The 22,786-nt window shown below is 73.3% G+C and carries 21 protein-coding genes and 1 pseudogene; 11 read left to right on the forward strand and 11 right to left on the reverse strand.

The window, feature by feature from the left end:
* Positions 1 to 27 precede the first annotated feature (27 nt).
* Entirely contained in the window at positions 28 to 948 is a 921-nt protein-coding gene (locus tag LG324_RS15430) for a 3-methyladenine DNA glycosylase (protein ID WP_404349322.1), read from the forward strand.
* Here LG324_RS15430 and LG324_RS15435 read toward each other — a convergent pair.
* Positions 901 to 2,277, reverse strand: a complete 1,377-nt coding sequence (locus LG324_RS15435; RefSeq protein WP_404349325.1) for an HNH endonuclease — start codon at positions 2,275 to 2,277, stop codon at positions 901 to 903. The two genes, LG324_RS15430 and LG324_RS15435, sit on opposite strands and share 48 nt — an antisense overlap.
* A 119-nt stretch (positions 2,278 to 2,396) precedes the next feature.
* Between LG324_RS15435 and LG324_RS15440 the strand changes: the two genes are divergently transcribed.
* The 7 genes from LG324_RS15440 to LG324_RS15470 all read left to right on the forward strand — a co-directional run bounded on the left by LG324_RS15440 (position 2,397) and on the right by LG324_RS15470 (position 8,911).
* Positions 2,397 to 2,684, forward strand: a complete 288-nt coding sequence (locus LG324_RS15440; RefSeq protein ID WP_404349327.1) for a hypothetical protein — start codon at positions 2,397 to 2,399, stop codon at positions 2,682 to 2,684.
* A 20-nt stretch (positions 2,685 to 2,704) separates the two neighbouring features.
* Positions 2,705 to 3,124: a hypothetical protein gene (locus LG324_RS15445; RefSeq protein WP_404349330.1), complete on the forward strand. Its 420-nt coding sequence runs from the start codon at positions 2,705 to 2,707 to the stop codon at positions 3,122 to 3,124.
* Between the two features lie 106 nt (positions 3,125 to 3,230).
* A complete protein-coding gene (locus LG324_RS15450) occupies positions 3,231 to 4,541 on the forward strand; it encodes an MFS transporter (protein WP_404349332.1) in 1,311 nt (436 codons plus the stop codon).
* A gap of 128 nt (positions 4,542 to 4,669) precedes the next feature.
* Complete coding sequence (locus LG324_RS15455; RefSeq protein ID WP_404349334.1) at positions 4,670 to 5,923, forward strand: ABC transporter substrate-binding protein; 1,254 nt, start codon at positions 4,670 to 4,672, stop codon at positions 5,921 to 5,923.
* The gene (locus LG324_RS15460; protein WP_404349337.1) at positions 5,920 to 6,858 is read left to right on the forward strand and encodes a carbohydrate ABC transporter permease; all 939 of its coding nucleotides are present in this window, start codon (positions 5,920 to 5,922) and stop codon (positions 6,856 to 6,858) included. Before LG324_RS15455 ends, LG324_RS15460 begins: the two co-directional genes overlap by 4 nt.
* Positions 6,855 to 7,694 carry a carbohydrate ABC transporter permease gene (locus tag LG324_RS15465; RefSeq protein WP_030527907.1) on the forward strand — a complete coding sequence of 280 codons (840 nt, stop codon included), beginning with the start codon at positions 6,855 to 6,857 and terminating at the stop codon, positions 7,692 to 7,694. Before LG324_RS15460 ends, LG324_RS15465 begins: the two co-directional genes overlap by 4 nt.
* A 32-nt stretch (positions 7,695 to 7,726) precedes the next feature.
* Positions 7,727 to 8,911, forward strand: a complete 1,185-nt coding sequence (locus LG324_RS15470; RefSeq protein ID WP_207023307.1) for an ABC transporter ATP-binding protein — start codon at positions 7,727 to 7,729, stop codon at positions 8,909 to 8,911.
* A gap of 6 nt (positions 8,912 to 8,917) precedes the next feature.
* Here the strand turns inward: LG324_RS15470 and cimA are convergent, their stop codons facing one another.
* Positions 8,918 to 10,510, reverse strand: a complete 1,593-nt coding sequence (cimA, locus tag LG324_RS15475; protein ID WP_207023309.1) for a citramalate synthase — start codon at positions 10,508 to 10,510, stop codon at positions 8,918 to 8,920.
* A gap of 386 nt (positions 10,511 to 10,896) precedes the next feature.
* Here cimA and LG324_RS15480 point away from each other — a divergent pair.
* Positions 10,897 to 11,169: pseudogene (locus tag LG324_RS15480) on the forward strand (LLM class flavin-dependent oxidoreductase); the annotation flags it as partial.
* A gap of 139 nt (positions 11,170 to 11,308) precedes the next feature.
* Positions 11,309 to 11,443: a hypothetical protein gene (locus LG324_RS15485; RefSeq protein ID WP_404353175.1), complete on the forward strand. Its 135-nt coding sequence runs from the start codon at positions 11,309 to 11,311 to the stop codon at positions 11,441 to 11,443.
* 22 nt (positions 11,444 to 11,465) lie between these two features.
* On the opposite strand, the gene LG324_RS15490 is transcribed toward LG324_RS15485, so the two are convergent.
* Both LG324_RS15490 and LG324_RS15495 read right to left on the reverse strand, forming a co-directional pair.
* Positions 11,466 to 12,590: an MBL fold metallo-hydrolase gene (locus tag LG324_RS15490; RefSeq protein WP_404349341.1), complete on the reverse strand. Its 1,125-nt coding sequence runs from the start codon at positions 12,588 to 12,590 to the stop codon at positions 11,466 to 11,468.
* 21 nt (positions 12,591 to 12,611) lie between these two features.
* On the reverse strand, positions 12,612 to 13,754 hold the full coding sequence (locus tag LG324_RS15495; protein WP_404349344.1) for a phosphotransferase: 1,143 nt from the start codon (positions 13,752 to 13,754) through the stop codon (positions 12,612 to 12,614).
* A gap of 49 nt (positions 13,755 to 13,803) precedes the next feature.
* Between LG324_RS15495 and LG324_RS15500 the strand changes: the two genes are divergently transcribed.
* Positions 13,804 to 14,223 carry a MarR family winged helix-turn-helix transcriptional regulator gene (locus LG324_RS15500; RefSeq protein ID WP_404349347.1) on the forward strand — a complete coding sequence of 140 codons (420 nt, stop codon included), beginning with the start codon at positions 13,804 to 13,806 and terminating at the stop codon, positions 14,221 to 14,223.
* Between the two features lie 13 nt (positions 14,224 to 14,236).
* Here LG324_RS15500 and LG324_RS15505 read toward each other — a convergent pair whose 3' ends face one another.
* The 7 genes from LG324_RS15505 to LG324_RS15535 form a co-directional block, all read right to left on the reverse strand.
* A complete protein-coding gene (locus tag LG324_RS15505; RefSeq protein ID WP_404349350.1) occupies positions 14,237 to 14,983 on the reverse strand; it encodes a gamma-glutamyl-gamma-aminobutyrate hydrolase family protein in 747 nt (248 codons plus the stop codon).
* An 8-nt stretch (positions 14,984 to 14,991) separates the two neighbouring features.
* Entirely contained in the window at positions 14,992 to 15,759 is a 768-nt protein-coding gene (locus LG324_RS15510; RefSeq protein WP_404349352.1) for a 3-oxoacyl-ACP reductase, read from the reverse strand.
* A gap of 52 nt (positions 15,760 to 15,811) precedes the next feature.
* Positions 15,812 to 17,197, reverse strand: coding sequence for an aldehyde dehydrogenase (locus LG324_RS15515; protein ID WP_030527901.1), 1,386 nt, complete (start codon positions 17,195 to 17,197; stop codon positions 15,812 to 15,814).
* Between the two features lie 10 nt (positions 17,198 to 17,207).
* On the reverse strand, positions 17,208 to 18,593 hold the full coding sequence (locus LG324_RS15520) for a glutamine synthetase family protein (RefSeq protein ID WP_030527900.1): 1,386 nt from the start codon (positions 18,591 to 18,593) through the stop codon (positions 17,208 to 17,210).
* Positions 18,594 to 18,607: 14 nt separating this feature from the next.
* Positions 18,608 to 19,330, reverse strand: a complete 723-nt coding sequence (locus LG324_RS15525) for a FadR/GntR family transcriptional regulator (protein WP_404349355.1) — start codon at positions 19,328 to 19,330, stop codon at positions 18,608 to 18,610.
* A gap of 83 nt (positions 19,331 to 19,413) precedes the next feature.
* Positions 19,414 to 21,879, reverse strand: coding sequence for an FAD-dependent oxidoreductase (locus LG324_RS15530; protein ID WP_404349357.1), 2,466 nt, complete (start codon positions 21,877 to 21,879; stop codon positions 19,414 to 19,416).
* On the reverse strand, positions 21,876 to 22,775 hold the full coding sequence (locus LG324_RS15535) for a phosphotransferase (protein ID WP_404349359.1): 900 nt from the start codon (positions 22,773 to 22,775) through the stop codon (positions 21,876 to 21,878). The genes LG324_RS15530 and LG324_RS15535 overlap by 4 nt, the downstream gene beginning before the upstream one ends.
* Between the last annotated feature and the right edge of the window lie 11 nt (positions 22,776 to 22,786).

Here is a 22,786-nt window from a genome sequence, read left to right on the forward strand (position 1 = left end):
GGGCGTCCCGCGGTCGCGACTACCGTGGTGCGGGTGACCGTCGTCCTGGCTCGCGAGGAGTGGCGTGGGCTCGAGCGGGCCCACGCCGAGCGGGTCGACGCCGCGACCGCCGGTCACCGCACCCGTCGCGCCGACGGGCGGGCGCACCCCGTCGAGGACTTCCTGTTCCGCTACTACAACCACTCCCCTGCGAAGCTGCGCCGATGGCACCCCGGCGCCGGCGTGCTGCTCGAGGGAGCGGCGTCCACCGAGCGGGCCGGGTGGCGGCACCACGAGGTCGTCGGCGACGGCGTCCGGCTGGACCTCGGGTCGTTCCTCGACGCGCGGGGTGGCACGGTCTCGTTCGTCCGAGAGCTGCTGACGGCCACGCTCTCGCGGCCCCCGCACCTCGGGTGCTTGGGGCTGCACGAGTGGGCGATGGTCCACCGGCTGCCGGCCGACGACGTCCGCCACACCGGGTGGCCGCTGCGCCTCGGCCCGCGGGGCACCGACGAGGTCGTCGAGCGGCACGCGGTGCGGTGCTCGCACTTCGACGCCTACCGCTTCTTCACCGAGTCGGCCGCCCCGCTCAACCAGCTGCGGCCGACGCGCGAGGAGCAGGTCGCGCACGAGCAGCCGGGGTGCCTGCACGCGGGGATGGACGTCTACAAGTGGGCGTTCAAGCTCGCGCCGCTCGTGCCGAGCGACCTCACGGCGGATGCCTTCGACCTCGCGCGCGACATCCGCGTGCTCGACATGCAGGCCTCGCCGTACGACCTGCTCGAGCTCGGGTACGAGCCGGTGCGCATCGAGACGTCCGAGGGCAAGACCGAGTACCTGACGCGGCAGCGTGAGTTCACGGTCCGGTCGAACGCGTTGCGGCGCAGGCTCGTCGAGGTGCTCGAGCAGGGCGTCGCGCGCTCAGGCGGCGGTCGCGAAGAGCCAGTCGATGCGTCGCTCGAGCGCTGAGCCGCCTCGTCCGTCGGCGCCCGGTGGTGGGTGCGGCTCGCTCCCCCAGCCCAGCAGGGGCGGTGCGAGGGAGCGGTAGGAGTGCCCGGCCGGGGTGCGCGTGACCAGCTCGTGGGGTGAGCCACGCGTCACGGTGACGCACCAGCCGGGCGCCTCCTTGACGAGGTTGCAGCGCAGGCACTTCCCGTTCCCGTTCCATGCGCTGGTGGGCCCGCCGTCGTGGGCGGGGTGGGCGTGGTCGGCCTGGACGATCGGTGCGTCGCAGAACGGCGTCGTGCAGACGTCGTCGCGCAGCACGAGCATCCGGCGCAGCCCGCCGAGGAAGGTGCGGCGGCGGGAGTCCATCGCGACGAGGTCCCGCCCGTCGGGCGTCGTGTAGAGCCGGCGGAGCCACACGGACGCGGGGCCGGCCCCTCGGACCCAGGCGCGGGCGACCGGCGCCGGTACCGAGCCGTGCCCCGGGAGGCGGGCGGGCTCGTCGAGCGGGCGGTCGGCGTCACCGGTGCCGAGGAAGGAGCGGTCGGTCATGACGAGCTGGACCTCGAGGGGCTGCACCTGCCCGTGCGTCCGCCCGGAGAGCAGGCGCAGAGCGGTGTCGGCGCTGACCGCCCCGACGCCCCGCCCGTCGGGCGCCTCGTCCTCGCACTGCCCGCCGACAACGCTCCGCGCCCGGCGCAGCAAGGCGGCGTGCGCGCCGACGATCTCGTGCAGGGGGCCGAGCACCGTCAGGTAGGCCATCCCGTCGGGAGCGGGGCGCACGCTCACCCGCCGGCTCCGCACCGCGGCCTCCATCCGGCGGACGACGGACGCGGCGTCCAGCTCGGCCGCCACCCGGGCGGCGGCCCGTCCGGCCGCGCGGGCGGAGAGCCGATGGAGGGCGTCGGCGATGCGGCGGTCGACCTCGGCCCGGTCCTCGCGGGTCAGCGTCGCGGTCTCGCGGACGACCTCGACCGCGGCCCACTCGGTCGTCGTCCCGTCGGTGAGAGCGGCCATCAGACAGGGCATCTCGTGCACGAGCACCCGCGCCAGGCCGACGAACCGGTCCCCACGGCTCGGGGCCTCGCGGCGGGCGAGCGCGACTTCCGAGCCCACCGAGCGGGTCACGTCGTGCGGCGCCACCGCCTCGCGCGAGAACCGGAGCGCGTCCGTCGCACGGGCCTGGCAGGCCGCCGCCGCGGCCTTGAGCCGCTCCAGCTCGGCGACCAGCGCGACCCGCTCGTGGTCCGTCACGGCCCCGGCGTCGAGCGTGGCCAACGAGGCGCGCAGGGAGGCGACGACGTCCGCGGGCGCAGCAGCACTTCGGCTGTCCTGCAGCGAGATCGCGTCCATCGGCCGTCCCCTTTCCCTGTGCCCCACACTCTAGGAGAAGCCACCGACAAGGCTCCTCCACCGGCTACACCGAAGGCGTCCGGCGTAGACGTCGGCTCGACAGGGACGGCTACCGGGTCATGACGGTGAGGGTCCACCGCACCGGCGCACTCGTCCGGCTGACCTACGACGGCGAGGTCTTCTCCCTGTCCCTGCCGGGCGGGTACGACTGGACCGAGTTCGCCTACCACGACGCCGACCGCGAGGGCGCATTGTCGGACCTCCTGGGGTTCCTCGACGCCTACGCCGACCCGGGCACCCACGAGGTCGTCGTCCGCAGGAAGTTCCGGAGAGACCGGTCCGAGCTGCGGGTCGCCAACGGCGCCGTCCTACGGACCCGTGGCTGGAGCACCGGCCCGACCACGTAGCCGTCTGCCACCATCGTGAGGTGGCCGTCGGTCGTCCCCTCCCCGCGCTCTCGGTGCTCTGCGCGTGCGCCGCCCTCGTCGGGTGCGACTCCGGCTCCGGTCAGGTGCTGGACGCCGGCGGCACCACGGTGCTCGTCGGGGAACGGACCGACTCCGGGGGCGACGCCCTGCTCTCGGGGCGCCTCACGGACGTCGGCGGGTGCCTGGGCGTCGGCGGCACGGTCGTCGTCTGGCCCGCCGGCACGTCGGTCACCACCGGCGGCCCGGCGACGGTCCACGTGCCCGGCCGGCCGTCGGCCGCGCTCGGCGACCCGGTGGACGTCGGCGGCGGCGTGGCGCTCGAACCGGGCGAGCGGCGTTCCGACCACGAGGTGGCCGGCGTCGTCGTCCCCGCGGCCTGCGCCGAGAAGGGTGTGTGGGTGGCGGCTCCCGCCTCGTGACGGCGACCCCCGAGCCGACGACCGCTGTCGTCCGCATCGCGGACCGCGTGGAGCTCACTTGCTCCCGAACCGCCATCGACCGCGTCGCGGTGCGAGGGTCGGGGTCATGGCCAGCACCGACCACCACGTCAGCACGCCGCACGACCGCACCGGGGAGGCGTCACCCGAGGCCGTCACGAAGGCGCGCAAGGCCGTCGTCGCGTCCTCGATCGGCAACGCCCTCGAGTGGTTCGACATCATCGTCTACTCGAGCTTCGCGGTCGTCATCAGCGAGCTGTTCTTCCCCGAGGTCTCCGGCTTCGCCGCGCTGATGCTCACCTTCCTCACCTTCGCGGTGTCCTACCTCATCCGCCCGCTCGGCGCCGCGGTCATCGGCAGCTGGGCCGACCGTCACGGCCGCAAGCGCGCCCTGTCGATGACCATCCTCACGATGATGGTCGGCACCGGCCTCATGGCCGTCGCCCCGACCGCAGCCGTTGTCGGACCGGTCGCGGCCGGCCTCTGGCTGCTCGCCTCCCGTCTCGTGCAAGGGTTCTCGGCCGGCGGTGAGTTCGGCACCGCGACGACCTTCCTCGTCGAGTCGGCCCCCGACCGGCGCGCCTTCTACGGCAGCTGGCAGGTGGCGACCCAGGGCGCGGCGATGTTCCTCGCCTCCGCGTTCGGCTTCGGGCTCACCACCTTCCTGTCCCGCGACGCGCTCTACACGTGGGGCTGGCGCGTCCCGTTCTTCGTCGGGATGCTCATCGGCCCGGTCGGCTGGTACATCCGCCGGAAGATGGACGAGACCGCCGACTTCGAGCACGCCGAGAAGCTCGACTCCCCGCTGGGCTCCACGGTCAGCACGCACCTCGGCCGCCTGCTCGCGGCCGCCGGCGCCGTCGCGCTCGCGTCGATCTCGGTCTACCTCATCCTCTACATGCCGACCTTCGCCGTGAAGAGCCTCGACCTGCCGGGCTACGCGGGCTTCCTCGGCGGCATGATCGCCGGCGTCGTCACCCTCGTCGGCACCCCCTTCGTCGGGCGGCTCGCCGACCGCGTCGGCCCGGCCCGCGTCATGACCGTCGCCGCCGTCGCGGGTCTCGTCGTCGCGTGGCCCCTCTTCCAGCTGCTCGTCGCGGTGCCGACCGTCGCCGTCCTCACCGTCGTCCAGGTCGTGTTCGGCGCGGTCATGGCCTCGTACTTCGGCCCCCTGCCGGGTCTGTACCACGACCTCTTCCCGACCAACGTGCGCACGACCGGCATGGCCGTCGGCTACAACCTCGGCGTCCTCGTCTTCGGCGGCTTCGCGGGCGCGATCTTCACGTTCCTCATCGACCGCACGGGCAGCCTCTCGGCCCCCGCGTTCTACTTCATGGCGGTGGCAGCGCTGTCACTCGTGACGATCACCTTGTGCCGCAAGCGCTTCCATCTGGCCTGAGAGGTCACGGCCCGGACACGGACCGCGCCCACCTGTTGCCCTGAGGCCCACCTGCACCTAGGGTCGCTCCACCGGCTGTGACCCAGGTCACCGTCGGGCACGGCACCCAACGGAGGGAGAGCGGGCCGATGCGACTGCGACGACTCACGGGCCTGGGGGTGGTCGCGGCCTCGGTGGCGGCGCTCGCGGCCTGCAGCGACGGCGACGGCGGCACGCCCGTCATCAACGTCTACGGCAGCACCTCCGACGCGGGGTGGAGCAAGATCCTCGACGCCTGCAACGCCGCCGCCCAGGGCCGCTACACGATCCGCCCCAACCTCATCCCCAGCGACGCCGACAGCCAGCGCGAGCAGTTCGTCCGCCGCCTCGCGGCCCGTGACGAGGGCATGGACGTCCTCGGGATGGACGTCACGTGGACGGCGGAGTTCGCGGAGGCCGGGTGGATCCGCGAGCTGACCGGCGAGCAGGCGCAGGCCGCCACGGACGGCGTGCTCCAGCAGCCGATCGACACCGCGACGTGGAAGGACAAGCTCTACGGCATCCCGCGGACGACCAACGTCCAGCTCCTCTGGTACCGCAAGTCGCTCGTGCCCGACGCGCCGACGACGTGGCAGCAGGTCGTCGACCGGGCCCAGCAGCTGAAGTCCGAGAACAAGCCGTACGTCATCGGCCTGACCGCCGCGCAGTACGAGGGCTACGTGGTCGGCTTCAACACGATCCTCTCCTCGCTCGGCGGCACGCTCGTCAACGAGGACAGCACGAAGCCGACCGTCGACGAGCGCACGGTCGAGGCGCTCGGCATCCTCAAGAGCCTCGCGACCGACGGGCTGGCGAGCGCCTCCCTCTCCAACAGCCAGGAGCCGGAGGTCTTCGCCCAGATGCAGAACGGCCAGGCGGCCTTCGCCATCAACTGGCCGTACATGCTCTCGGCGATGCGCGAGGCCAACCCCGAGGTCGCCGACGACCTCGGCTGGACCAAGCTCCCGCAGTTCAAGGAGGGCGAGCCCGCCCGCGCCACGCTCGGCGGGATGAACTACGCGATCAGCACCTACAGCACGCACCCCGACCTCGCCTTCGACGCCGCGATGTGCCTGCGCAACCCCGAGGCCGAGCTCAACGGCGCCCTCGACGCCGGCAACGTCCCGGTCCTCGAGGAGGTCTTCGACGACCCCGAGTTCCAGGAGGCCTACCCGATGTACGAGGACATCCTCGCCGAGCTCGAGACCGCCGTCCCGCGGCCCAAGACGCCTCTCTACCAGAACATCTCGACGATCGTGTCGTCGACGCTGTCGCCACCGTCGCAGATCGACCCACAACGCACGGCCGACACCCTGCGCACCGAGATCCAGGACGCCATCGACGGCAAGGGGATCCTCCCGTGAGCACCCCGACGCCGCCGGCGGTCGCCGCTCCCGAGCCCGACGAGGGCCTCGTCATCGCCCGCAAGCGCGCCAGCGAGGGCCGTCGCGCCGAGCAGCGCCTGGGGCTGATGCTCTGCGCCCCGGCCGTGCTCGTCATGCTCGCGGTCGCGGCCTACCCCATCGCCTACGCGATCTACCTGTCGTTCTTCAAGGCCGACCTGCGCAAGCCGGACGCCAACGAGTTCGTCGGCCTCTCGAACTACGTGACCGTGCTGACGAGCCCGATCTGGTGGCAGTCCTTCGGCATCACGATGTTCATCACCGTCATCGGTGCCGCCGCCGAGCTCGTGCTCGGGATGCTGCTCGCGCTCGTCATGCACCGCACCCTCGTCGGCCGCGGGCTCGTGCGCACCTCGGCCCTCGTGCCGTACGCCATCGTCACCGTCGTCGCCGCGTTCTCGTGGCGCTTCGCGTGGACGCAGGGCATCGGCTGGCTGGCCGGCGACTCCGCACCGCTGACGGACCGGTGGCCCTCGATCTGGATCATCATCCTCGCCGAGGTCTGGAAGACGGTGCCCTTCATGGCGCTGCTCCTCATGGCCGGCCTGGCGCTCGTCCCCGAGGACCTCCTCAAGGCCGCCTCGATGGACGGAGCCAGTGCGTGGCAACGGTTCTGGCGCGTCACGGTCCCGCTCATCAAGCCGTCGATCCTCGTCGCGCTGCTCTTCCGCACGCTCGACGCCTTCCGCATCTTCGACAACATCTTCGTGCTGACCGGGGGCAGCAACGACACCTCGTCGGTGTCGATGGTGGCCTACAACAACCTGATCCGCGGCCTCAACCTCGGCATCGGGTCGACGATGGCGGTGCTCATCTTCATCACCACCGCGATCATCGCCTTCCTGTTCGTCAAGCTGTTCGGGGCCGCGGCCCCGGGAGGGAGCGGGTCCCGATGACTGCAGTCCCCATCACCCCCCAGCGACGCATCGGCTGGAGCGTCGCCAACGCGATCGTCCTCGTCTACGCCTTCGTCCCGATCATCTGGATCATCTCGCTCTCGCTCAAGGGCGACGACACCCTCAACGACGGCAACTTCCTGCCGCTCAACCCGGACACCACCGCCTACAGCGACATCTTCCGGAACAGCGACTTCATCCGGGCACTGGTCAACTCGATCGGCATCTGCCTCATCGCCACCGGCATCGCCCTGACGCTCGCGACGATGGCCGCCTACGCCATCGCCCGGCTCGAGTTCCCCGGCAAGCGGGCGATCGTCGCGACGTCGCTCCTCATCTCGATGTTCCCCCAGATCGCCCTCGTGACACCGCTGTTCAAGATCGAGACGGCGATCGGCATCTTCGACACCTGGCCCGGTCTCATCCTCCCGTACATCACCTTCGCCCTGCCGCTGGGCATCTACACCCTGTCGGCGTTCTTCCGCGAGATCCCCTGGGAGCTCGAGAAGGCCGCCCAGATGGACGGCGCCACGCCCTACCAGGCGTTCCGCCGGGTCATCGCCCCGCTCGCCCTCCCGGGCGTCTTCACGACGGCGATCCTCGTCTTCATCGCCTGCTGGAACGACTTCCTCTTCGCGATCTCGCTCACCTCGACCAACTCGGCGCGCACCGTGCCCGCCGCGATGTCGTACTTCACCGGCGCGACGACGTTCGAGAAGCCCACCGCGGCCATCGCGGCCGCCGCCGTCGTCATCACCATCCCGATCGTCCTGTTCGTCCTGTTCTTCCAGCGGCGGATCGTCGCCGGCCTCACCTCGGGAGCGGTCAAGGGCTGACGCCCGCGACCCGGACCACGAAGGAGCACCCCATGGCAGAGATCGTCCTCGACCACGTCGTCAAGCGGTACCCGGACGGCGCCCTCGCCGTCGACGACCTCAACCTCGAGATCCGCGACGGGGAGTTCATCATCCTCGTCGGGCCCTCGGGCTGCGGGAAGTCCACGACCCTCAACATGATCGCCGGGCTGGAGGACATCACCCAGGGCGAGCTGCGGATCGACGGCCAGGTCGTCAACGACAAGGCGCCCAAGGACCGCGACATCGCGATGGTCTTCCAGTCGTACGCGCTCTACCCGCACATGACCGTCGCCGAGAACATGGCCTTCCCGCTCGTCCTCGCCAAGGTCGACCAGAAGACGATCGACCAGAAGGTCGGCGAGGCCGCCGAGATGCTCGAGCTGACCAACCACCTCGACCGCAAGCCGGCCAACCTCTCCGGCGGGCAGCGCCAGCGCGTCGCGATGGGCCGCGCGATCGTCCGCAGCCCCAAGGCCTTTCTCATGGACGAGCCGCTGTCCAACCTCGACGCCAAGCTCCGGGTCCAGATGCGCACGCAGGTCTCGCGCATCCAGAAGGCCCTCGGCACGACGACCGTCTACGTCACCCACGACCAGACCGAGGCGATGACCCTCGGCGACCGCGTCGTCGTCATGCGCGGCGGCATCGTCCAGCAGGTCGGCTCCCCCACCGAGCTCTACGAGCACCCGACCAACCTCTTCGTCGGCGGCTTCATCGGCAGCCCGTCGATGAACTTCCTCCCGGCCACCATCGAGGGCGACCGGCTGCAGACCGGCCTCGGCGAGCTGACCGTCCCGGACGCCGTCCGCCGCGCCGTGCAGGAGTCGACCAGCAAGCAGGTGCTCATCGGGTTGCGGCCCGAGCACTTCGAGGACGCCTCCCTCGTCGGCGACAAGCCGGGCGCCACCGTCACCGTGCCGGTCGACCTCGTCGAGTCGATGGGCTCGGACGTCTACGCCTACTTCACCGTCCAGGGCGAGCAGGTCACGTCCGGCGACCTCGAGGACCTCGCGAAGGACACCGGGCAGGACATGGTCGGCGAGGGCACGACGGTCACGGCGCGGCTCGACGCCGCGGCGCGCGTCCGGGCCGGGCAGCAGGCCGAGCTGTGGGTCGACACCTCGAAGATGCACGTCTTCGACGTCGGCAGCGGTCGCAACCTCACCGCCGGCGTCGGCGAGCACGCCGACGCCTGACGCGCGTCAGCGGGGCGGCACCTGCGCGCGGACCAGCCCGTAGGTGACCGACTCGACGAGCGCGTCCCAGCTCGCCTCGAGGATGTTCGCCGCGACCCCGATCGTCGTCCACGACGTCGTGCCGTCGGAGGTCTCGATGAGCACGCGCGTCACGGCGTCGGTGCCGTGGGCGGCGTCGAGGATGCGCACCTTGTAGTCGATGAGCTCGAGGCCGGCGAGCTCCGGGTAGGTGGTGGCGAGCGCGGCCCGCAGCGCGTGGTCGAGCGCGTTCACCGGCCCGTTGCCCTCGCCGGTCTCCACGTGCCGCTCCCCCGCCGCGCGCACCTTGACGGTGGCCTCGGACAGCGCGTCCTCGTCGCCCCGCGCGTCGGTGATGACCCGCCACGACTCGGTCTCGAAGAACGCGGGCAGGCCGCCGTCGAGCTCGCGGCGCAGCAGCAGCTCGAAGCTGGCGTCGGCGGCGTCGAAGGTGTACCCGCGCAGCTCCTTCTCCTTGACGGCGGCGAGCACCCGGCGCAGCGTCGCGGCGTCCGCCTCGTCGGAGGCGTCGAGGTCGAAGCCGAGCTCGCGGGACTTCAGCTCGATGGACGCGCGCCCGGCCATGTCGGAGACGAGCATCCGCATGTCGTTGCCGACGTGCTTGGGGTCGAGGTGCTGGTAGAGGTCGGGGTCGACCTTGATGGCGCTCGCGTGCAAGCCGGCCTTGTGCGCGAACGCGCTCGAGCCGACGTACGGCTGGCGCGAGTACGCCGGCACGTTGGTCACCTCGGCGATGGCGTGCGCGATCCGGGTCGCCTCCTGGAGGCGGTGCGGCTCGAGGAGCGCGCGGCCCTGCTTGAGCTGGAGGTTGGCGACGACGGTGAGCAGGTCGGCGTTGCCGGTGCGCTCCCCGTAGCCGTTGACCGTGCCCTGCACGTGCGTGGCGCCGGCGTCGACGGCGGCCATCGAGTTGGCGACGGCGCAGCCGGTGTCGTTGTGGCAGTGGATGCCCACGCGCGCGCCGGTCGAGCGGACGACGTCGTCGACGATGCCGCCGACCTCGCCGGGCAGCAGCCCGCCGTTGGTGTCGCAGAGGGCCGCGACCTCCGCGCCGGACTCCATCGCGGCCCGGACGACCTCGAGCGCGTAGTCGCGGTCGGTGCGGTAGCCGTCGAAGAAGTGCTCGGCGTCGAGGAAGACCCGGCGGCCCTCCCCGACGAGGAAGGAGACGGTGTCGCGGACCATCTCGAGGTTCTCGGCGAGCGTCGTGCGCAGGGCGCGCTCGACGTGCCCGGTGTGCGACTTGGCGACGAGCGTGACGACCTGCGCCCGGCTGTCGAGGAGCGCGCGCACCAGCGGGTCGGTGTCGGCACGGCCGCCGGCCCGGCGCGTGGCCCCGAACGCGGCGAGGGTGGCGTTGCGCAGCCGCAGGTCGCGTGCGGCCCGGGCGAAGAACTCGGTGTCCTTGGGGTTGGCCCCCGGCCAGCCGCCCTCGATGTAGCCGACCCCGAGCTCGTCGAGGTGCGCCGCGATCGCCATCTTGTCGGCGACGGAGAGGTTGAGCCCCTCCTGCTGCGCCCCGTCACGCAGGGTCGTGTCGTACACGTGCAGGTCGGTCATCGGATCCATCCGCGAGTCAGGCCGGTCTCCCGGCGCCCGTGCCCCGGCCCGTGCGTGCCGGGGCGTCGACGCGTGGTGCTTCGTGCTCCATCATCGCCTCGCCGGTGCCCGGTCGCCCGCGGGGGTGGGCGGTCGACCGTCTCCGTCGGTCCGGCCGCACCCTCCCGAGTGACGTCCCTCCCAACGAAAAGACCTCCCGGGGTGCGGGAGGTCTGCGCGACGAGGAAGTGCTCTCGTCGCGCTACACGATGATGATCGCGGTGGTGGCCGCGTCACGGAACGTCACGGGCCCAGCGTGGCACGGGGCCGGACCGGCGGCCAGCACCCGTCCACATCGTGGCGGTGCCGGACGGCTCGATGTCACCGGGTCCTCGTACGGTGGCGGGATGAGGTACGGGCTCGAGCTCCCCTGCGGAGGCGACGACGTCCCGGCCGACCTGCTGGTCGAGCTGGGTGTCGAGGCCGAGCGCGCCGGCTGGGACGGCGTCTTCCTCGAGGACTACCTGGAGTACTACCGCGGTGAGGACCCCTCGACCTCCGACCCCTGGCTGGTCCTCGCCCTCGTGGCGGGACGGACGCAGAAGGTCACGCTGGGGACGACGGTCACCGGGCTGCTCGCGCGGGACCCCGTCGGGCTCGCCCGGGGGGCCATGACCCTGCAGGCCCTCTCCGGCGGCCGCGTGGTGCTCGGGGTGGGTGCCGGCGACCCCGGCGACCGTGGCGCAGCGCTGAACCCGTTGTGGGACACCACCCGAGGCCGGGGCGGCGGCCCGGCGGGCGGCCCGCGCCGACGGTGTCGTGCCCTACAAGCTCGCCGACACCGGGGGGTGGAGCGACCACACGACCGAGGACGTGCTCCGCCTGCGCGAGGCGGTGGCGCGCCACCGTCGACGCCGCGGCCCGGTGCGGGCCACGAGCCGGGGTCCGGGCTGACCGTCCGGGGCGGGGGCGGTGCTCAGGCTCGCACGGGGAGGCCGGCCGCCGCTTCCCACCACGGGTCGAGGCCGGGCGGGTCCGCCACGTCGACCCGGTCGCCGACGCGCGGGACGACGACCGGGACGCCCTCGGTCGCCGCGGCGACGAGCAGGCGCTCGACCGGCTCGGCCCACGGGTGCGGGGCGAGCACGAAGGTGCACCAGTGGATCGGCAGCAGCAGGCCGCCGCCGAGCTCGACGGTCGCGCGGACGGCCTCCTCGGGGTCGAGGTGGATGTCGCGCCACGCGGCGTCATAGGCACCGACGGCCATGAGCGAGACGTCGAACGGGCCGTGCTCGGCCCCGATCCCGGCATACCCGTCGAAGTACCCGGTGTCGCCGCTGAAGAACACGCGCCCGCCGGGGCCGGCGAGCACCCACGAGGCCCAGAGCGTCCCGTCGCGGCGCAGGCCGCGACCCGAGAAGTGCTGCGACTCGACCGCGGTCACCCGCACGCCGCGGACGTCGTGTCCCTCGCCCCAGTCGCACTCGACGACCCGCGCCCCGGGCACGCCCCAGACGTCGAGGTGCGCGCCGATGCCGAGCGGCACCACGAAGACGGCGTCCGTGCCGGCGGCGAGCGCCTGGATGCTCGCCATGTCGAGGTGGTCGTAGTGGTCGTGCGAGATGACGACGGCGTCGATGCGCCCGAGCGCCTCGAGCGGCACGGGGGTCGCGTGAAGGCGTCGGGGGCCGACGTGCTGGCTCGGCGAGCAGCGCTCGCTCCACACCGGGTCGAGCAGGAGACGGACGCCGTCGAGCTCGACGAGGGCGCTGGCGTGACCGAACCACGTGACGTGCAGGCCCTCGGTCGCGGGCTCGCGGTGCGCGCTGACGACGGGGATGGGCCCCGCAGGCCGGCGCGTCTCGGCGTTGGCCCGGTAGCGCTCGAGCACGTCGCGCTGGCTCGTCGGCATCGACGCCGTCCCGCGGCGGCGGTTGTGGAAGGCGCCCGCGCGGTAGTGCGGCGAGCGCCGCATCCGCTCGAGGCGGACCCCGTCCGGTCGTGCCCCCATGGCGGCACCCACGCCGCGCCCGGCGGCGGCGAGGGCCCCGAGGGCGCTCGCGGCGCCGGCGGCGACGGCCAGTCTGTTGAGTCGGCTCACCGGCCCATTGTCACCCCGGCGTCAGGCGGTGGCGGTCTCGTCCACCCTGTCGAGACAGAACCGGGCGATGGCGGCCCGGTCCCGGGCGAGCGCGGTGAGCGCCGGCGAGGGCTCGGCGCCGAGGTGCTCCCAGGGCAGGCTCGACAGCCCGGTGAGCACGAGGTGGTGCACGGCGTGGCCCCGGGCCACGACCTCCGCGGGCACGTCGCAGCCCTCGTCGCGCAGCCCCGCGACGTAGGCCGCACGGTGGGCGGCGTCGCGACCGGCGAGGTCGCCGGCCGGCGCGCGGCCGGTCTGCACGTCACCGACGAGGAGCTGGCCGAGGTCGGCGCCCGCCGGCATCGGCATCCAGTAGCCGTAGTCGACGAGGGCGAAGCCGTCGAGGCCCCGCACGGCGAGCAGGTTGTTCGGGCAGGCGTCGCCGTGGGCGGGCAGGTGCGGCAGGGCCATCGTTTCCTCGACGAGCTCGCCCGCGCGCCCGGCCGCCTCGAGCAGCCGCCCGCGCAGGTCGGCGTCGAACGCGTCGGCGACGAGCGGGTGGCGCCACGGACCGTCGTCCCGCAGCATCGGCAGGACCTGGTGCGCCAGCCGCCCGTCGCGGTAGTCGCGCAGGGTGAGCCGGACGCCGCCGACGCTCGCCAGCGGCGCCACGCGCGGGCTGCCCGACAGCCGGCCGAGCAGGCGTGCGGCGCGCACCGAGCGCTGCTCGTCCCACGGTTCGTCGACGACGTCGAGCTCCTCGAGCCAGAGGGCGCAGGACAGCTCGTCGAGGTCGCGGACGGCGACCGCGGCCGGCATCGTCAGCCCCGCCGGCAACCGGTCTGCGAGGTCCGAGCGGTAGGCGAGCGGCTCGGTGCGCCAGGGCACCCCCGCCGCCGCCACCGCCCGCAGGTGCTCCGGGACCTGCGCGAAGAGCGGCGAGCGCTCCCAGGCCTGGACGACCTTGACGAAGAGCCGGAAGGGCCGCTCACCCTCCGCCGTCACGAGCGTCCCGCACACCAGGTGCCGCGAGCGCGTCGTGATGGCCACGAGGTCGTAGGCGAACTCGCTCACCTCGACGTCCCGCACCGTGGCCGGACCGTCCACCCCGTGGTGGGCGGCGAGCATCCGGGCGAGCTCGTCGTCGTCGACGGCGGCCGGGCCGAGGGCGTCGGTGGCGACCATGCCCCCTCCTCGTAAAGTCGGTTTACCACCCAGAAGGTAAAGTGACTTTGTGACCGACGTCAAGGAGATCCTGCCCGAGCTGCTGGGGCGGCTCGTCGGACGCCTGCGGTCGGAGGTCGCGGGCCTGCTCGGCCCCGGGCTGCGCTTCTCGCACGTCCGGGTCCTCGACGCGGTGCCGTCCGAGGGCGCCAGCGTCACCGCCCTCGCGGAGCGACTCGGGATGACCAAGCAGGGCTGCGGACAGTTCGTCACGCAGCTCGAGACCGCGGGGCTCGTGCGCCGCGACGCCGAGCCGGGCGACCGCCGCGTGCGCCGCGTCCGCCTCACGCCCGAGGGCGAGCGGCTCCTCGGCCGGGCCCGGGACGCCATGGCGCGGGCCGAGGAGACCTTCGCCGCCGAGGTGGGGCCGCGGCGCTACGCCGGCTTCCGCCGGGTGCTCGACGAGCTCGGGCGCGACGCCCGCGCCTGAGCCGCGGACGCGCTCAGGGCCGGAGCGCCGCCACGTCGGCCGCCGCGCGGACGAGCGCGACGAACAGGTCGGCGAGCTCCCCCTCCTCGGCGTGCCACTGCACCCCGAGGCGGAAGCGGGCCCGCGGGTCCTCCATCGCCTCGAGCGTCCCGTCGCCGTGCCACGCCGCCGGCACCCAGCCCGACCCCTCCAGGGAGGAGGCGAGCACCGCCTGGTGGTGGTAGGTCGGCACGTCGAGCGGCAGCTCGCCGACGAAGGACGCGAGGAGGCTCCCCGGCACCGGGTCGACGTGGTGCGAGGTGTAGACGCCGGGGCTCGGGCAGTGCGCCTCGTGCCCGACGCGGTCCGGCAGGTGCTGCTCCAGCGTCCCGCCGTCCGCGACGGCCATCACCTGCATCCCCCGGCAGACGCCGAGGACCGGCAGGTCGACCTCCGCAGCCGCCCGGACCAGGGCCGTCTCCCAGGCGTCGCGGTCGGGCCGCGGCGCCTGGGAGGTGGGGTGCGGCTGCGCGCCGTAGCGGCCGGCCTCGACGTCCGCTCCCCCGGCGACGACGAGCCCGTCCACGCGCTCGAGCACCGAGCGGGCGAGCGCCGCGTCGACGTCGGGTCGCGGGGGCAGGACGACGGCCACCCCACCCGCCGCCTCGACCTGCGCGACGTACCGGTGCGGCAGGACGACGCTGCGCTGCCCCACCCAGGGGTAGCGGTCGACGTCCTCGACGTAGCAGGTGATCCCGATGACCGGGCGGTGGGTGGGCACGGCCGGGCTCAGAGCGGCGTGACGTAGGCGCCCGAGATGCCGCCGTCGACGAGGAAGGTCGAGGCGGTCATGAAGCTCGACTCGTCCGAGGCGAGGAAGAGCACCGCGTTCGCCATCTCCTCCGGCTCGCCGAAGCGACCCATCGGCACGTGGACGAGGCGGCGCGCGGCGCGCTCGGCGTCCTTGGCGAACAGCTCCTTGAGCAGCGGCGTGTTGACCGGGCCCGGGCAGAGGGCGTTGACCCGGATGCCCTCGCGGGCGAACTGCACGCCGAGCTCGCGGGTCATCGACAGGACGCCGCCCTTGGACGCGGAGTACGAGATCTGCGACGTCGCCGCACCCATGACCGCGACGAAGCTCGCCGTGTTGATGATCGAGCCGCCGCCCTGCTCGCGCATCATCGGGATGACCGCCTTGCAGCAGAGGTACACCGAGGTGAGGTTGACCTCCTGCACCCGGCGCCACGCGTCGAGGTCGGTGTCGAGGATCGAGTCGTCCTCGGGCGGGCTGATCCCCGCGTTGTTGAAGGCGATGTCGACCCGGCCGTGCTTCTCCTTCGCCGTGGCGAAGAGGGCGTCGACGTCGTCCTTGGACGCGACGTCGCAGTGCACGTACGTGCCGCCGATCTCGGCGGCGAGGGCCTCGCCCGCCTCGTCCGCGAGGTCGGCGACGACGACGGTCGCGCCCTCCTCGGCGAAGCGACGCACGGTCGCGAGGCCGATGCCGGAGCAGCCGCCGGTGACGACGGCGACCTTGCCCGCGAGCCTGCCTGACATGTTCTCTCCTCGGTGCTGGGTGGTGCGGTGGGTGGTCGGGGTGGAGCGGAGCTCAGTCCTCGGTGGAGATGAAGACGTTCTTCACCTCGGTGAACGCGTCGAGGGCGTCGGGCCCGAGCTCACGGCCGATGCCGCTCTGCTTGAACCCGCCGAAGGGCGTGGAGTAGCGGACCGACGAGTGGCTGTTGACCGAGAGGTTGCCCGCCTCGATGCCGCGCGAGACGCGCAGGGCCCGGCCGACGTCGCGCGTCCAGATCGAGCCCGAGAGCCCGTAGGCGCTGTCGTTGGCCATCGCGACGGCCTCCGCCTCGTCCTCGAAGGGCAGCACGGCGACGACCGGCCCGAAGACCTCCTCGCGCCAGATCCGGTCCTCGGTGCCCGAGGGCAGGACGACGGTCGGCGGGTACCACCAGCCGGCGCCCTCGGGGGCGCTGCCCCGAAAGGCGACGTCGACCGCGTCGTGCCCGTCGGTGCCGTCGACGTAGCCGCGGACGGTCTCGCGCTGCCGCTCGCTGACGAGCGGGCCCATCTGCGTCGCCTCGTCCCCCGGGTCGCCGACGACGACGTCGCGGACGGCGGTCTCGAAGCGCTCCATGAACGCGTCGAGGACGCTGCGCTGCACGAGGATCCGGGTGCGGGCGCAGCAGTCCTGGCCGGCGTTGTCGAGGAAGCTCATCGGGGCCGCGGCCGCCGCCTTGTCGAGGTCGGCGTCGGCGAAGACGACGTTGGCGGACTTGCCGCCGAGCTCGAGCGTCACCCGCTTGAGGTGCTCCGCAGCGCCGCGCATGATCCCCTGCCCGACCCGGGTCGAGCCGGTGAAGGCGATCTTGCGGACGTCGGGGTGGGTGACGAAGCGCTCGCCGACGACGGCGCCGGCGCCGGGCAGGACCTGCAGCACACCCTCCGGGAGGCCGGCCTCGAGCGCGAGCTCGCCGATCCGCATCGCCGTGAGCGGGGTGAGCTCGGCCGGCTTGAGCACGACGGTGTTGCCGGCGGCCAGCGCGGGGGCCATCCCCCAGCCCATGATCGGCATCGGGAAGTTCCAGGGGACGATGATGCCGACGACGCCGAGCGCCTCACGGAAGGTCACGTCGAGGCCGCCCGCGACCGGGATCTGCCGGCCGAAGAGGCGTTCCGGAGCGGCGGAGAAGTAACGCAGGACGTTGACGACGTTGCCGGCCTCCCAGCGGGCGTTGCCGATGGTGTGCCCCGCGTTGCGGACCTCGAGCCGCGCGAGCTCCTCGGTGTGCTCCTCGACGAGGTCGGCGAAGCGGCGCAGGAGCATCCCGCGGTCGGCGGGCGCGACGGCGCGCCAGGCCGGCCCGACCTCGACGGCCCGCGCGACCGCGGCGTCGGTCTCCTCGACGCCGGCCAGGGTGACCGTGGTGACGACCTCCTCGGTCGCCGGGTCGATGACGTCGTGCGTGGTGGTGCTCATCGCTGGGTGCTCACAGCCTCTCGAATCCGCGGACCCGCTCCCAGTCGGTGACCGCCGCGTTGAACGCGGTGATCTCGACGTCGGCGGCGTTGACGTAGTGGTCGACGACCTCGTCGCCGAACGCGGCGCGGGCCACCGCGCTGCCGGCGAGCAGGTCCCGCGCCTCGGCGAGGGTCGTCGGGACGTGGTCGTACTCGCCCGTGTAGGCGTTCCCCTCGCAGACCGGGGGGAGCTCGAGGCCCTCACGGATGCCGTGCAGGCCGCCGGCCATCATCGCGGCCACCGTGAGGTAGGGGTTGACGTCCCCGCCCGGGACGCGGTTCTCGACGCGCAGGCCGGCGCCGTGGCCGACGACGCGCAGGGCACAGGTGCGGTTGTCGGTGCCCCACGCGACGGCGGTCGGGGCGAACGAACCGGCAGCGAATCGCTTGTAGGAGTTGATGTTCGGCGCGTAGAAGTACGTGAGCTCACGCATCGTCGCGAGCAGGCCGGCGAGGAAGTGGTCGAAGAGCTCGGAGCGACCCCCCTCGCGCTCGTCGTCGGCGAAGACGATCTCCCCGTCGGTGCCGCGCAGCGAGAGGTGCACGTGGCACGAGTTGCCCTCGCGCTCGTCGTACTTCGCCATGAAGGTCAGCGACTGCCCGTGCCGGGCCGCGATCTCCTTGGCCCCGGTCTTGTAGACGGTGTGGTTGTCGCAGGTGCGCAGGACCTCGTCGAAGAGGAAGCCGACCTCGTGCTGGCCGAGGTTGCACTCCCCCTTGGCCGACTCGACGGTCATCCCGGCGCGGTACATCTCGTTGCGGATCTCGCGCAGGACCGGCTCGACCTTGCTGCCGCCGAGGATCGAGTAGTCGACGTTGTACCGGTTGGCCCCGGTCAGGCCCTGGTAGCGGCGGTCCCAGGCGCTGTCGTAGGAGTCCTCGAAGAGGATGAACTCGAGCTCGGTGCCGGCGAAGGCGCCCCAGCCGCCCTCCTGCGCCGCGGCCACCTGCTTCTTGAGGATGGTCCGCGGCGACTGCACGACCTCGCCCGAGCCGTCGAGCCACGACAGGTCGCACTGGACGGTGACCGACCCCGGGTGCGCGGGGGTGCGCCGCAGGGTCGAGAGGTCGAGGTCGAAGAACATGTCGCCGTAGCCGCGCTCCCACGACGAGATCGCGTAGCCCCCGACGGTGTTCATGTCGACGTCGACGGCGAGGAGGTAGTTGCAGCCCTCGGTCCCGCCGTCGAGGACGTGCTCGAGGAAGAAGGCCGCGTGGATCCGCTTGCCCTGCAACCGTCCCTGCATGTCGGTGAACGCGACGATGACGGTGTCGACGGTGCCGTCGGCCACGTCGGTCCGCAGCTGCTCGAGGGTCAGGCGCGGCGGTCCGCCGAGGTGGGTCGGGGTCGTCATGGTCGTCCTCCCGGTCATCCGATGAGCCCCCGCAGGAGTGCGGAGGTCGCGTCGCAGTGTTCTTCCATGGCGGTCCGCGCGTCGTCGGCCGCCCCGGTCAGGATGGCAGCGACGACCGCCCGGTGCTGGTCGTGCGAGTGCTGGATGTTCTTGCGGAGCACGGGGATCGCCGTGAGCAGCTCGCCGAGCGCCGCCTGCGCGCGGGTGACCGCCTCGATGAGCATCGGCGAGCCGGACACCGTGGCCACCGCGAGGTGGAGACGGCTGTCCGCGAGGCGGTGCGCCCCCGGGTCGACGGCCTCCGTCGTCTCGCGCAGGCACGTCTCGAGCCACGCGCGCTGGTCGCCGGAGAGGTCGCGGCTCGCCGCGAGCCACGCGGCCCCCGGCTCCACGACCCGCCGGAAGTCGAGCGCGTCGAGCAGGGTCGCCCCCCGTCGCACGGGTCCTCCGCTGCCGGGAGCGGGCGCGGTGTAGGTGACGACCGACCCGCCGCCCCGGCCGCGGCGCGTGGTCACCAGACCGGCGTCGCGCAGGGCGGCGATGGCGTCGCGCAGCGTGCCGCGCGCCACGCCCATCCGCTCCGCGAGCTCGCGCTCGGGCGGCAGCTGATCGCCGTCGAAGAACACGCCGAGCCGGATGGCCGTCGCGAGCTGCTCGACGGTCGTCTCGAAGGGGTTGCCCGGGGTCTGCCGGAGGATGGCCGACGGCAGGTGGGTCACGAGGGCGGGGTCGCCCATGCTCGGTCCTCCTTCCCGGACGGCGACGCCGGGGGCGTCGTGGGCAAAGGTCCCTTTCCGGACCTTTCGTGGCGTCGAGTCTGTCACGGCGTCACCGTCCGCGCCGTCCGTGGGTCGAGGGGCGGACGCCGCGACACCGTGAGGGGCAGCCGCTCCCCCGCCAGGTCGACCTCCCAGCGCCCGCTGCCGAGCCACCCGTCCTCGGCGGAGCCGGTCGCCCGGTCCCCCACGAGGGCGAGGCCGACCGACGCCCCGACCGTCGCGCCCCACGCCGCGCTCGTCACCTGCCCGGCCGGCACGTCGTCACGCAGGACGAGCTCACCGCCCCACAGCCAGGCCTGCGGCTCGGCGCACACGAGGGAGACGACCCGGCGCGCCGGGACGCGTCTGCGGCGCTCCTCCAGCGCCGCCCGCCCGAGGAAGTCGGAGCCGCCCGCGAGGTCGCAGGCGAAGAGCAGCCCGGCCTCGACCGGGGTCACCTCGGGGGTCAGCTCGCGCCCGAACGCCCGGTACCCCTTCTCGAGCCGCAGCGCCTCGATCGCCGAGTAGCCCGCGGGCACCGCACCGAGGTCCGCCCCGGCGTCCATCAGCGCGTCGTGGACGACCGCCGCCTGCTCGGTCGGTACGGACAGCTCCCACCCGAGCTCGCCGACGTACGTCATCCGGGTGGCGCGCACCATCGAGCGGCCGAGCGGCAGGACGCGCGAGGTGCCGAACGGGTGCGCGGCGTCGTCGAGGGGCTCGGGGATGAGGCGCGAGAGCAGCTCGCGCGAGCGCGGACCCATGACCCCGAGGACGGCGTACGCGCTCGTGACGTCGACGACGCCCGGCCGGCCGACGCGGTGGCGCCGCAGCCGGTCGAGGTCGCGCTCGGTCGTCGCGGCGCTCGAGACGACGAGGAACTCCTCGGGCGCGGTGCGGGTCACGGTCACGTCGGCCTGGTACCCCGCGCGCTCGTCGAGCATGCCCGTGTAGACCGTGCGCCCCACCGGCACGTCGACGTCGGCCGTGCACGTCCACTGCAGGGTGGCCAGCGCGTCGGGGCCGGTCACGAGGTACTTGCTGAACGAGGTCTGGTCGAAGACCGCGACGGCCGAGCGGGTGGCGCGCTGCTCCGCGTCGCACCAGTCGGCCCACGCCGGTCGCTCCCACGAGTACTCGAGCCGCGGTTCCTCCCCGGGCGGCGCGAAGACCAGCGGACGCTCCCACCCGTTGCGCGTCCCGAAGACCGCGCCCAGCGCGGCGACCCGGTCGTGCACCGGCGAGCAGCGTTGTGGCCGACCGGAGGTCAGCTCGCGGTTGGGCCACGGCACCGCGTAGTGCAGCCCGAGCACCTCGACCACCCGGGAGCGCAGCCACGTCGGGTTGGCCGCCACCGACGGGAAGCGGCGCAGGTCGACGGCCAGCAGGTCCGAGGTCGCCTCCCCCGCGACGACCCACTCGGCGAGCGCCCGACCTGCGCCGCCCGCCGACGCGATGCCGACGGAGTTGAAGCCGGCGGCGACGAAGAACCCGTCGCACGCGGGGGCCTCGCCGAGGATGAACTGGTTGTCCGGCGTGAAGGACTCGGGCCCGTTGTAGAACTTGCGGATGCCCGTCTCGGCGAGCACCGGGAGGCGGTGGACCGCGCTGTCCATGAGCACCGAGAAGTGCTCCCAGTCCTCCTCGAGCAGCTGGAACTCGAACGGGTAGGGGATGTCCTGCGGCGCGACCCACGGCTTGGCCTCGGGCTCGAAGCCGCCGACGAGCAGGCCACCGACCTCCTCCTTGACGTACGTGTAGCCGTCCGGGTCGCGCAGCACCGGCAGGTCGCGGTGCACGCCCTCGACCTGGTCGGTGACGACGTAGAAGTGCTCCGCCGAGTGCAGGGGCACACCGACGCCGGCCATCGCCCCGACGAGCGGCGCCCACTGGCCGGCGGCGTTGACGACCACCTCGCACTCGACCTCCCCACGGTCGGTGACGACACCCGTGACGCGCCGCCGGTCACCGCGCTGCTCCAGGTGCATCCCGGTGACGCGCACCCGCTCGTGGACGCGCACGCCGAGCTGCCGCGCGCCGCGGGCGAGCGCCTGGGTGAGGTCCGCCGGGTCCGCGCGCCCGTCGCCCGGCAGCCAGATGGCGCCGACGAGGTCGTCGGTGTGCAGCAGCGGGTAGCGCTCCGCGGCCTGCGCGGGGGTCAGCAGCTCGCACTCGAGGTCGTACGCGGCGGCGCTGGCGACCGTGCGCCGCAGCTGCACCATCCGCTCGGGGGTCCGGGCGACGGTGAGGCCGCCGCAGACGCGGTAGCCGGTCGAGAGCCCCGTCTCGGCCTCGAGCCGGCCGTAGAGCTCCGTCGAGTAGCGGACGAGCCGTGTCGCGGCCTCGCTGGCGCGCAGCTGCCCGACGAGCCCGGCTGCGTGCCAGGTCGTGCCGCACGACAGCGTGCCCTGCTCGAGGACGACGACGTCGGTCTCCCCCAGGTGCGCCAGATGGTAGGCGACGGAGGCGCCGATGACCCCGCCACCGACGACGACCACCCGTGCGCGGGAGGGCAGCTCGCCGCTCATGATCCCGCCGCCCCGGCCAGCAGCCGTTCCCAGCGCGGCCCTCCGGCGAGCTCCCGCGCGGCGTCGAGCTTCTCCGTGGCCCACGCCCGGAAGTCGAAGTCGATCTCGCCACGTCCCTCCTGGATGACGCCCCACAGCGTCCAGCCGTAGCGGGCGAGGAAGCCCCAGAGCTCGGCCCGCGCCGCGTCGCCGGGGTCGCGCCGAGCGTGGTAGACCGCGCACAGCTCGGCGAGCGCCTCGTGGTCGAGGCCGGCCTCGGCGGCCGCGTTGCCCAGCTCGAAGGACGGCTCGTTCATCCCGGAGTACTCGTAGTCGATGATGCGCAGGTCGCCCCCGTCGTCGAGGACGTTGGCGGCGAGCAGGTCGTTGTGGCAGGGCACGAGCGGCTCGGGCCGCGCGGCCAGGGCGGCCTCGGCGCGCTCGGCAACGGGCTCGAGGTCGTCGTACCCGGGCGGGAGCGCGAAGCCCTGCTGCTCGACGACCCGGCGGTACTCCCGGCGCAGCGCGGTCATGTCGAAGCGGCCGACGAACCCCGGCGCGGAGTGCAGCCGGCGCAGCGCCGTCGCGAGCCGGGGCAGGTTGGCCGCGACGTCGGCGTCCCCCCACGTGCGCCCGGGCAGGAAGGCGACGACGAGGATGCCGCGGCCGCCGAGGTAGTCGACGACCGGCGCCCCGACCCCGGTGCCCGCCGCGGCGAGGGTGTTGACGAACTCGGCGTGCCGGTCGACCCCGAGCAGCCCGGTCCCGGGGTCCGAGAGGCGCACGACGACGTCGAGGCCGGTGCCGGTGCGCACCCGCAGGTTGGTGTTGGTCAGCCCGCCGGGCAGGCGCGTCACGTGGCGCGCCTGCCCGGCGAGGACGGGGATCCCGTCGAGGACCTCGTGGTGACCGGTCACGGAGGGGCCGG

This window comes from Phycicoccus jejuensis (genome assembly GCF_044797865.1).
GTDB classification, from domain to species: domain Bacteria; phylum Actinomycetota; class Actinomycetes; order Actinomycetales; family Dermatophilaceae; genus Phycicoccus; species Phycicoccus jejuensis.

What these genes read in the sequence shown, in the direction of transcription:
- LG324_RS15520 (WP_030527900.1), bottom strand. Translation starts at nt 18,593, where the DNA reads ATGACGACCCCGACCCACCTCGGCGGACCGCCGCGCCTGACCCTCGAG.
- cimA (WP_207023309.1), bottom strand. Translation starts at nt 10,510, where the DNA reads ATGACCGACCTGCACGTGTACGACACGACCCTGCGTGACGGGGCGCAG.
- LG324_RS15440 (WP_404349327.1), top strand. Translation starts at nt 2,397, where the DNA reads ATGACGGTGAGGGTCCACCGCACCGGCGCACTCGTCCGGCTGACCTAC.
- LG324_RS15515 (WP_030527901.1), bottom strand. Translation starts at nt 17,197, where the DNA reads ATGAGCACCACCACGCACGACGTCATCGACCCGGCGACCGAGGAGGTC.
- LG324_RS15455 (WP_404349334.1), top strand. Translation starts at nt 4,670, where the DNA reads ATGCGACTGCGACGACTCACGGGCCTGGGGGTGGTCGCGGCCTCGGTG.
- LG324_RS15435 (WP_404349325.1), bottom strand. Translation starts at nt 2,277, where the DNA reads ATGGACGCGATCTCGCTGCAGGACAGCCGAAGTGCTGCTGCGCCCGCG.
- LG324_RS15510 (WP_404349352.1), bottom strand. Translation starts at nt 15,759, where the DNA reads ATGTCAGGCAGGCTCGCGGGCAAGGTCGCCGTCGTCACCGGCGGCTGC.
- LG324_RS15470 (WP_207023307.1), top strand. Translation starts at nt 7,727, where the DNA reads ATGGCAGAGATCGTCCTCGACCACGTCGTCAAGCGGTACCCGGACGGC.
- LG324_RS15525 (WP_404349355.1), bottom strand. Translation starts at nt 19,330, where the DNA reads ATGGGCGACCCCGCCCTCGTGACCCACCTGCCGTCGGCCATCCTCCGG.
- LG324_RS15530 (WP_404349357.1), bottom strand. Translation starts at nt 21,879, where the DNA reads ATGAGCGGCGAGCTGCCCTCCCGCGCACGGGTGGTCGTCGTCGGTGGC.
- LG324_RS15465 (WP_030527907.1), top strand. Translation starts at nt 6,855, where the DNA reads ATGACTGCAGTCCCCATCACCCCCCAGCGACGCATCGGCTGGAGCGTC.
- LG324_RS15450 (WP_404349332.1), top strand. Translation starts at nt 3,231, where the DNA reads ATGGCCAGCACCGACCACCACGTCAGCACGCCGCACGACCGCACCGGG.
- LG324_RS15495 (WP_404349344.1), bottom strand. Translation starts at nt 13,754, where the DNA reads ATGGTCGCCACCGACGCCCTCGGCCCGGCCGCCGTCGACGACGACGAG.